At 50.5% G+C, this 2,620-nt stretch carries 3 protein-coding genes; all 3 read left to right on the plus strand.

What is annotated here, in order from left to right:
• Positions 1-348: hypothetical protein (locus EII41_RS13560; RefSeq protein WP_221620735.1), on the plus strand; the 348-nt coding region annotated here is incomplete at its 5' end.
• A 354-nt stretch (positions 349-702) separates the two neighbouring features.
• Entirely contained in the window at positions 703-1,161 is a 459-nt protein-coding gene (locus EII41_RS13565) for a fibronectin type III domain-containing protein (protein WP_185711929.1), read from the plus strand.
• A 41-nt stretch (positions 1,162-1,202) separates the two neighbouring features.
• Positions 1,203-2,354, plus strand: coding sequence for a fibronectin type III domain-containing protein (locus EII41_RS13570; RefSeq protein ID WP_124791002.1), 1,152 nt, complete (start codon positions 1,203-1,205; stop codon positions 2,352-2,354).
• Positions 2,355-2,620: the final 266 nt, after the last annotated feature.

A 2,620-nucleotide genomic window follows, 5' to 3' on the forward strand; every position in this document is an offset into this window, starting at 1 on the left:
GAGGACACAACGATGAGTAAAACAAGGCACACCATCAAAGCGTATCTCTACGACAACCTGCTGACGCCCGACCCGGCCGCGTACAGCGGTATTCGAAAAACCGCTTTCGGTCAAATGATCCGGATCGCGTTTCGTACGTTGGGGCAGTGCGCGCGTACCCTGCGAGGTGGCTCGCATACACCCTGCGAGGTGGCTCGCATGCACCATGCGAGGTGGCTCGCATACACCCTGCGAGGTGGCTCGCACACACCATGCGAGGTAGGTCGCATACACCCTGCGAGGAGGCTCGCACGCACCCTGCGAGGAAATGCCCATCGGCATGCAAGGTACGAACGCGAAAATCAATGACGAATGACGATGTTCCGAACGCAAATAAACACAAATAGCGCAAATGAACGCAAATGAACGAAAAGTGAAAAGTGAAAAGTGAAAAGTGAAAAAGGAAGCAAAGTAGTCAAAAGTAGTCAGAGTAGTAAAGAATAACCATTGACAACTGACAATTAAATTAGTGCAACTTGTCATAACTTGTGCAACAAATTACGAATTACGATGTTCCGAACGCGAAAAGCAATTACGAACGCAAATAAACACAAATAGCGCAAATGAACGCAAATAAAAACTTGTGCAACTTGTCATAACTTGTGCAACTTGTGGTTAAATGCTGAACGCTGACTAACCATTAACAATTAACAATTAATGAACATGAAACGAATAAAACAACTTTCGATTTGGATGATCGCCCTTTTGGCGATAACCGTAACCAACCCCGCATGGGCGGCCGATACCCAGCCCCCCAGGCCGGGCAGCTACAGCACCATTGTCTCTACCCAGACCATCATTACGATAAACTGGACAAAAGGCAACGATAACGTCACGCCACAAAACAAGCTGAAGTATGTCGTGTGGTGGACAAAAAAGTCAGGAGGAAAGTGGAGTAATACCGATCTGATTACCAATATCTCCACCTATACCCTTACCGGCCTTGAACCCGATACCGAGTATATCGTGCAGGTGTGGGTATACGATGAAGCCGGTTACGGGGAAAACTACGGCGAAAGAACGGTCAAAACCAAAGCAGCGGCCGATAAAGAAAAACCCAAGCCGGGCAGCTACGGCACCATTACTTCTACCGCCAACAGTATTACGCTGAACTGCAGCTAAGGTATCTGGTGTACTGGGGGAAAAAGTCAACAGGAGGACAGTTGGATTATCATACGGTTATCGGCACCACCACCCATACCCTTACCGGTCTCGAACCCAATACCGTGTATCGGGTGCAGGTGTGGGTAAAGGATGAAGCCGATAACACCATAGGCTACGGAATTAGAGAGGTCCAAACCAAAGCGGCCGGCGGTGGCGATGGCAGCGATATCCAGGCACCCACACCAGGCAGCTACGGCGCCATTACCTCTACCGAACACAGTATTACGCTGAACTGGACACGCGGCAGCGACAACGTCACGCCGCAAAACCAGCTAAGGTATCTGGTGCACTATAAGAAAAAGTCATTCATAGGAGGGTATAATTATCATACTGCTATCGCCACCGATATCACCACCGAAACCCTTACCAATCTCGAACACGATACCGAGTATAAGATGGAGGTACGGGTATTCGATAAAGCCGATAACGCCGTAGACTACGGCGAAAGAATATTCAAAACCAAAGCCGATACCGAGCCCCCCAAGCCGGGCAGCTACGGCCCCATTTCTATTACCGCCAACTCCATTGGGCTGCAATGGACACCCGCCACCGATAACGCAACGCCGCAAGAATGGTTAAGGTATGAGGTGATGTGGAAGAAAAAGTCAGCAGAATCGTGGAATTATAGTAAGTCGTACCCCGGTAAGGTCTCCCATAAGATTACCGGTCTCGAACCCTATACCGAGTATCTGGTGAATGTGCAGGTAGAAGATCGAGCCCGTAAATCCAGCTGGTACGGCAGAATGACGTTAAAAACCCTATCGCCGGCCGATACCGAGAAACCCAAGTCGGGCAGCTACGGTACCATTACCTTTACCGACACCACCATTACGCTGAACTGGACACCCGGCAGCGACGATGTAACGCCGCAAAACTGGCTAAGGTATCTGGTGGAATGGAAGAAAGCGTCAACAGGACCAACAGGAGCATGGAATCGTAGCGATTTGGTCTATGGTATGACCTCCTATACCATTTCCGGCCTTGATCCCGATACCGAGTATGATGTGAATGTGCGGGTATATGATGAAGCCATTAGGTTCGATTACTACGGCTATAAAACGGTCAAAACCCGGGTGGCCGATAAAGAAAAACCCAAGCCGGGCAGCTACGGCACCATTACTTCTACCGCCAACAGTATTACGCTGAACTGAGCTGTCGTATATGGTGTACTGGAAGAAAAAGTCGGGAGGGGCGTCCGGAGGTCCTGGGTCTGTCGATATCACCACCTGGATCCTTGCCGGTCTCGATCCCGATACCGAGTATCTGGTGAATGTGGTGGTAAAGGATGAAGCCGGTAACTACAGCAGCTACGGCCAAAGAACGGTTAAAACCCAGGCGGCCGTCGCCACCGTCGACGGTAGCGGAACGGTCAAAGGCATCGCACCCGGTACGGCCACCATCACCGTCACCACCGCCG

Source organism: Tannerella forsythia, assembly GCF_003860135.1.
GTDB lineage: Bacteria > Bacteroidota > Bacteroidia > Bacteroidales > Tannerellaceae > Tannerella > Tannerella forsythia_A.

What these genes read in the sequence shown, in the direction of transcription:
- EII41_RS13565 (WP_185711929.1), top strand. Translation starts at nt 703, where the DNA reads ATGAAACGAATAAAACAACTTTCGATTTGGATGATCGCCCTTTTGGCG.